The 6,102-nt window shown below is 66.2% G+C and carries 6 protein-coding genes; all 6 read right to left on the minus strand.

From position 1 onward, the window contains the following. Positions 1 to 86 precede the first annotated feature (86 nt). Positions 87 to 293 carry a dodecin gene (locus EGT50_RS10295; RefSeq protein WP_127947684.1) on the minus strand — a complete coding sequence of 69 codons (207 nt, stop codon included), beginning with the start codon at positions 291 to 293 and terminating at the stop codon, positions 87 to 89. A gap of 12 nt (positions 294 to 305) precedes the next feature. Beyond that, positions 306 to 1,451, minus strand: a complete 1,146-nt coding sequence (locus tag EGT50_RS10300) for a serine hydrolase domain-containing protein (RefSeq protein ID WP_235870720.1) — start codon at positions 1,449 to 1,451, stop codon at positions 306 to 308. Positions 1,452 to 1,672: 221 nt separating this feature from the next. Further along, complete coding sequence (locus EGT50_RS10305; RefSeq protein ID WP_127954030.1) at positions 1,673 to 2,719, minus strand: DNA polymerase domain-containing protein; 1,047 nt, start codon at positions 2,717 to 2,719, stop codon at positions 1,673 to 1,675. A gap of 2 nt (positions 2,720 to 2,721) precedes the next feature. Next, positions 2,722 to 3,795, minus strand: a complete 1,074-nt coding sequence (locus EGT50_RS10310; RefSeq protein ID WP_127954871.1) for an ATP-dependent DNA ligase — start codon at positions 3,793 to 3,795, stop codon at positions 2,722 to 2,724. Between the two features lie 212 nt (positions 3,796 to 4,007). Then, the gene (locus tag EGT50_RS10315) at positions 4,008 to 4,541 is read right to left on the minus strand and encodes a CAP domain-containing protein (protein WP_127954034.1); all 534 of its coding nucleotides are present in this window, start codon (positions 4,539 to 4,541) and stop codon (positions 4,008 to 4,010) included. Positions 4,542 to 4,713: 172 nt separating this feature from the next. Next, positions 4,714 to 5,784 carry a magnesium and cobalt transport protein CorA gene (locus EGT50_RS10320; protein WP_408014636.1) on the minus strand — a complete coding sequence of 357 codons (1,071 nt, stop codon included), beginning with the start codon at positions 5,782 to 5,784 and terminating at the stop codon, positions 4,714 to 4,716. Positions 5,785 to 6,102 lie beyond the last annotated feature (318 nt).

Genomic DNA, 6,102 nt, shown 5'->3' on the forward strand with positions numbered 1-6,102 from the left:
ACTCGCCCAGACTATAACGTGTTTCAGTTTCGGTCGAGATTGCCTGTGACGGGCACGTGATCCGGTGGGCTACACCGCCGTCCCCGCTACTCGAGCCGGAACCCGACCTCGAGGGTCACCTGTGTGTGAGCGATCGATCCATTCTCGATGTGGCCGCGAGTTTCCACCACCTCGAACCAGTCGAGATTTCGCATCGTCGCGCTAACGCGGTCGATCGCGTTGGCGATCGCCGCGTCTACGCCGTCGGGCGACGACCCGACCACCTTGATCACCCGATAGACATGGCTACTCATCGGCGGACCTCCTCACGAACGCATGATTGCCTGGGCCTCGGCACCCAGCCGAGCCAGCCGCAGGTCACCGAAGGCGGTGACAGCGTTGCCGAGCCTGTTGGTCACGAACGCGAGCGCGAGGCCCGTCTCCGGGTCCGCGTACGCGCCGGACCCACCGACCCCGTAGTGGCCGAGCCCTCGGGTCGGCTGGGCTCGGCTGGCCAGAATCGGCGGGTGATAGCCGAGACGCCACGCCAGCTTGATGCCCAGCACGTAGTCCCGGTCGCAGGTCTGCACCTCACCCATCTGTTCGAGGGTCTCGGGCTGCAGGAAGCGGGTGCCGTCGATGACACCGTCGTTCGCGATCGCGGCGTACATGCGAGCGAGGGACCGGGCACTGAACACGCCGTTCCATCCGGGCATGACCGCGTCATGGACGAGGGGGTTGCGGATTAGTTCGTCGAACCCGTCGGGCATCGCGGCCTCCGCGAGCCCGCGCAGCGGTCCCATGCGGGACATCAGGGACGACGTCAGTCGCCAGTCGACGCCAGGATTGATGTTCGGAAACAGCTTCGCGATCCGCGGCTTCTGATCGGCCGGCACCTGATACCAGAACTCGTCCACCCCGAGCGGTTCGGCGATCTCTTCGCGGACGATTTCGGTGAAGGGCTTGCCGGTGGCACGCGACATCGTCTCGGCAACGAGCCAGCCGAACGTGACGGCGTGATAGCCCGGCCCACGGTGTCGGCGTCGGTCCGGAACGGATGCGGCCAGCGCCTCGATGACGGTGTCGTAGTCCAGAAGTCCGAGCCGACCCGGCACGAGACCGCGGACCTTGTGCAGGCCCGTTCGATGCGTGAGCACGTCGCGAATCGTGATCGATTCCTTGCCGGCGGCCGCGAACTCCGGCCAGTACGTGGCGACCGGCGCGTCGTAGTCGACGATGCCGCGCTCGGCCAGGCGGTGGACGATCGTGCTGGCGACGCCCTTGCCGGTCGAGAACGACAGCGCGACCGTGTCGCGGTCCCACCGACGGTCGCGGTCGGCGTAGCCGGCCCAGATGTCGATGACCTTCTCTCCGTGCACGTAGGCGGCGAGCGCACCGCCGCCGTTCTGCGGCCGGCGGTACATCGAGAAGAAGCGGTCCGCGAGCGAGAGGAATCGGGGGTCGACCAGCATCTCTGTGCGCGCCGGTGTGATCGGTGCCCCTACGTGCGGCTGCGCGGGCGCCGCCGCCCGCAACTCGAGTCCACGCTCCACCTGGATCGTCATCGCGACCTCCGATTCCGCTCCTGAGACCATTGTGATTGGCGCAGCTTACGGGTGGAAGAGCCCCCGGGCGAGCCAAACGGACAAACAGGATCAGTGGGACCGGCATCCAACCTGGTCACACGATTCGATCAGTTCTCCTTCCGGTCGCGGTCACGGCTCGGCTGCACCCTTTTGGGCTCGCCGGGCATCTTGGGATGGTTCGGCGGATAGGGCAGATCCCCCAGTCCGGCGGCCGCATCCCGCTCGGCCATCTCGAGCAGACCGTCGAGCGAATGCGCGACGTCGTCGAGCGTCGCCATCGGATCGCCGCGGCCGGCGAGCAGAGCCGGGACCGTTGCGATCGTGAAGTCGTCGGGCTCGACCGATGCCAGCTCCGCCCAGGTCACCGGGGTGGAGACGGTCGCAACCCGGGTGCGGCGCACCGAGTACGCCGAGGCGATGGTCTTGTCGCGGGCGTTCTGGTTGAAGTCGAGAAAGATGCGTTTGCCGCGTTCCTCCTTCCACCAGGCCGTCGTCGCTCTGTCGTCACTGCGTCGCGCGATCTCCCGACACAGCGCGATGCCGGCGCGGCGCACCTCGACGAAGTCCCATCGCGGCTCGATGCGGATGTAGACGTGCAGCCCACGACCACCCGAGGTCTTCGGGAACCCGACAAGCCCCAGTTCGTCGAGCAGCGGCTGCAGGATGTCGAGCGCGACCCCGCGGGCGTCGTCGAAGTCGGTGCCCGGTTGCGGATCCAGGTCGATCCGCAGTTCGTCTGGATGCTCGACGTCCGCGCAGCGCACGGCCCACGGGTGGAACGTGATCGTGCCCAGATTCGCCGCCCAGACGATGTCGGCGGCGCTGCGTACTCGCAGGACGTCGGCGGTGCGCCCCGACGGGAACGTGACCACGCACGACGCGACGTGCTCGGGACGCTTGGCCGGCACCCGCTTCTGGTAGATCTGCTCACCCTCGACGCCGTCCGGGTACCGCTCCAGATGCGTCGGTCGGTCCCGCAGGGCGCGCAGCAGCTCGCCACCGGTGGCCACTTTGCGGTAGTACTCGACCAGGTGCCGCTTGGTTCCGCCCCCGGCCCCGAGCCGTGGAAAGTAGATCTTGTCCGGATTCGACAATCGCACGGCGATACCGTCGACGTCGAGTTCCTCCGTGCTGCCACGGTTGGCGCCGGCCATGGTCAGCGCTCTCTCGCCAGCACGTCGGCGAGGTCGTATCGCAGCGGGACCTCGAGTTGCTCGAACGTGCACGACTCCGGCGCCCGGTCCGGCCGCCAACGCAAGAATCGCGCCGCGTGCCGAAAGCGCACGCCCACCTGGCTCCCGACCTCCCCGAGCTCTCCTTCCATCTGGTCGTACGCGACCTCGAGAACTCGCTGGGGCCGCAATGGAATCCAGCTGCGGTCGGCGCTCGACCGCCACCGGGTCGCCTCTCCCTCCGCGACCACGTCGTCGCCTACCCGCAGGGGTTCGAGTTCGGCGAGCAGTTCGACGCGACGCTTCGCGGTGAAGGCCGACGCACCCCCGACCATGCGGAGTTCGCCACCGTCGTACAGGCCCAACAGGATTGACCCTATGCCTGGCTGACTCTTGTGCGGTCGGTAGCCGATCGCCACTACATCCGCGGTGCGAGAATGCTTGACCTTCAACATCTCCCGCTTGTTCGGACGGTATCGGCCATCGAGTCGTTTGGCGACGACACCGTCCAATCCGGCGCCCTCGAACGTCTCGAACCAGCGCTGCGCGGTCGCGGCGTCGCGGGTGGCGGCCGTGACGTGGCAACGGGTCCCACCTCCGACGGTTCCGAGCAGCGCGGTGCGGCGGTCGGAGAACGGGAGTGACGTCAGATCCTCGTCGCCGAGCGCCAGCAGATCGAATCCGACGAACTGCGCCGGGCTCTTCTTCGCGAGCAACCGCACACGACTGTCGGCGGGGTGGATTCGCTCGGACAGCGCCCCCCAGTCCAGCCGGGTCCGACCACCGATCTCGCGCGGCACCACCAGTTCGCCGTCGACGACGCAGCGCGGCGGCAGTTCGGCGCGAACCGCGTCGACCATTTCGGGGAAGTAGCGTGCCAGGTCCTTGCCGCCGCGCGAACCGAACGCCACCTCCCCGCCGTCCCGGAACACGATGGCACGGAAGCCGTCCCACTTCGGTTCGTACGACCACACGAGCTCGCCGACAGGCTGCTCGGGCACACCGGATGCGGCCTTGGCCAGCATCGGTTGCAGGGGTGGCGCGATCGGCAGGTCCACGGGGTCCATAGTGACACCCGACACCGACTTCGCACCGATTCCGTCCCGCGTGTCCCGCGTGTCGGCGCTACCCGGGTCAAAGATGCAGGTAGGCGGCCTGCCTCCGCCGTCGGCAAGGCGGCTGAGTGCACGGGACCGCACCTCGACAAACTATCGGCGAGGTGCGGTTCCCGTGAACACCATTCGTTCAGCCCTGATCAGTGGATCGGGTTTCAGTAGGTGCCGAAATTCTGAGTGGCGAAGTGGCGGCCGTCACGCCCGGAGATCGCGTAGCCGACTCCGAGGTGAGTGAAATCCGGATTGAGGATGTTGGCACGGTGTCCGGGGCTGTTCATCCACCGCCTGACCAGGTCAGTACCAGATTCGGGAGGCCGTCCGTTGATGATGTTCTCGGCCGCCCGGGTCCATCCAGGCCGCATCTCCCGCGTGTACGACGGGTTGTGGCGGAAATTGCCTGTTGTCGCCATCGTGTTCGACCACCTCTGCGCGACCCCGGTGAGAACAGAATCGTAGGCGAGTGGCCGCAGCCCGCGGATGCGGCGTTCGGCATTGGTGGCCGAGACGATCTGTTGAACAACCGTGGCATCCACCGTAGCGGTGGATCCGCCTCCAGCCGATCCCGAAAACAGCAGATCGAAGGGAGATGACGCGGCGGCCGCGGTGGCGGTGCCGGCCGATAAGGCGAGGGAACAAGCCAGAGCGAGCGTCGCAGTGACGCGCTTGGATACAGCAACGGTACGTGACATCGGGTTACAGAACTCCTAGAGATGAGCGATGGGACTCCACTTTGGAGACATGTGAACCCGAGCAGCCTAACGAACAATTGGACCCGATGCCGACTGAATCAAGGACTACCTGGTCGAGCAGGCCATAACTTGTGAATCTCTGGCGATCTGCGTCTGCGAGTCTCCTAGGGCCCTACAGCCATCCACGCCTCTTGAAGACCGTGTAGAGGATCAAGCAGGTAAGCCCCATCGCTGCGAGTGCAATCAGATAGCCACCCGCCCACTCCAATTCGGGCATGTTCTCGAAATTCATGCCGTACACAGTGCCGATGAGTGTGGGCGCGAACAGGATTGCCGCCCACGAGGAGACCTTCTTGAGCTGCTCGTTCTCCGCGATGCTGGCATGTGTGAGCTTGCGCATCTCCTCGTTCTGCTCCTGCGAGATCAGCGTCGCGTTGACGGCGAGAATGTTGGCGAGCAGGTCCCGGAAGCCGTCGATCCGCTCCACGACGTTCGTCGCGTGATCGCTGACGTCGCGCAGGTACCTCTGTAGTTCGTCGTCGGTGTGATACTTCTCGAACCCCGCCGACAGTGCCCGGAGCATGCCGAGCAGCGGCTTCGTCGCACGCTGGAACTCGATGACCTCGCGAGAGAGCTCGTAGATGCGCCGCGAGACCATCGGGTCGCCGCCGAACACCTCGGTCTCGATCTCGTCGATGTCGTTCTGCAGGCCGTCGACGACTGGGACGTAACCATCGACGACGGCGTCGAGGATCGCATAGAGCACGGCCTCGGGGCCGAGCTTCAACAGTTCCGGTTCGCTCTCCAGGCGCTCACGGACGCTCGACAGCTCCGGTGACTCACTGTGCCGGACCGTCAGCACGAACGTCGGGCCGCAGAAGATGTGGAGTTCGCCGAAGTCGACGGTCTCCGACTCGTCGTGGTAGCGCGCCGAACGCAGCACGACGAACAACGTATCCCCGTAGCGTTCGAGCTTGGGCCGCTGGTGCCGGTGGATCGCGTCCTCGACCGCCAGTTCGTGCAGATCGAACTGACTTGCTGCAGCATGCAGTTGCGCTTCGTCCGGGCGGTACAGCCCGATCCAGGCCATCGACGAGGCGTCGGGGAGGTGCGCGAGCGCCTCCGCCGGCGTCGCAGGCGTAGCGATACGCCGGCCGTCGCGGTAGACGGCGCTGTTCACAACGCTCGATTCGACGGCACTGGCCTGCGGCGCGGCGCCCTGACCGGGGTGACGTGGAGCCATCGAGTGCTCCGGTGAGACCGTGTCGTTGGCGGTGCCGGCGTCGCGGCGGGGCAGGATCGAACGAATGGGACGCTTCTGAGGCATGGCAAATACGGCTTTCGGGAAGGTTCGCAGGCAGGACATAAAGGCCATCGGCCTTCAGACAGGCCTTCAGACACCAGTCGAACGCCACCCGCTCGGATGGCGTGGACAGCCTTGTTCAGCTGGCTCTCGGAGGTTGGCCACTCATCGCTGGCCTCACCTCCTCTTCCTCGAAGCCCGTAAACGGGCGCGGACCGACGAACGCCGCCACCCTACTCCGACACGCCGACGGCGACA

Source organism: Rhodococcus xishaensis, assembly GCF_004011825.1.
Taxonomy (GTDB): Bacteria; Actinomycetota; Actinomycetes; order Mycobacteriales; family Mycobacteriaceae; genus Prescottella; species Prescottella xishaensis.

What these genes read in the sequence shown, in the direction of transcription:
- EGT50_RS10295 (WP_127947684.1), bottom strand. Translation starts at nt 293, where the DNA reads ATGAGTAGCCATGTCTATCGGGTGATCAAGGTGGTCGGGTCGTCGCCC.
- EGT50_RS10315 (WP_127954034.1), bottom strand. Translation starts at nt 4,541, where the DNA reads ATGTCACGTACCGTTGCTGTATCCAAGCGCGTCACTGCGACGCTCGCT.
- EGT50_RS10305 (WP_127954030.1), bottom strand. Translation starts at nt 2,719, where the DNA reads ATGGCCGGCGCCAACCGTGGCAGCACGGAGGAACTCGACGTCGACGGT.
- EGT50_RS10320 (WP_408014636.1), bottom strand. Translation starts at nt 5,784, where the DNA reads ATGGCTCCACGTCACCCCGGTCAGGGCGCCGCGCCGCAGGCCAGTGCC.
- EGT50_RS10300 (WP_235870720.1), bottom strand. Translation starts at nt 1,451, where the DNA reads ATGCTGGTCGACCCCCGATTCCTCTCGCTCGCGGACCGCTTCTTCTCG.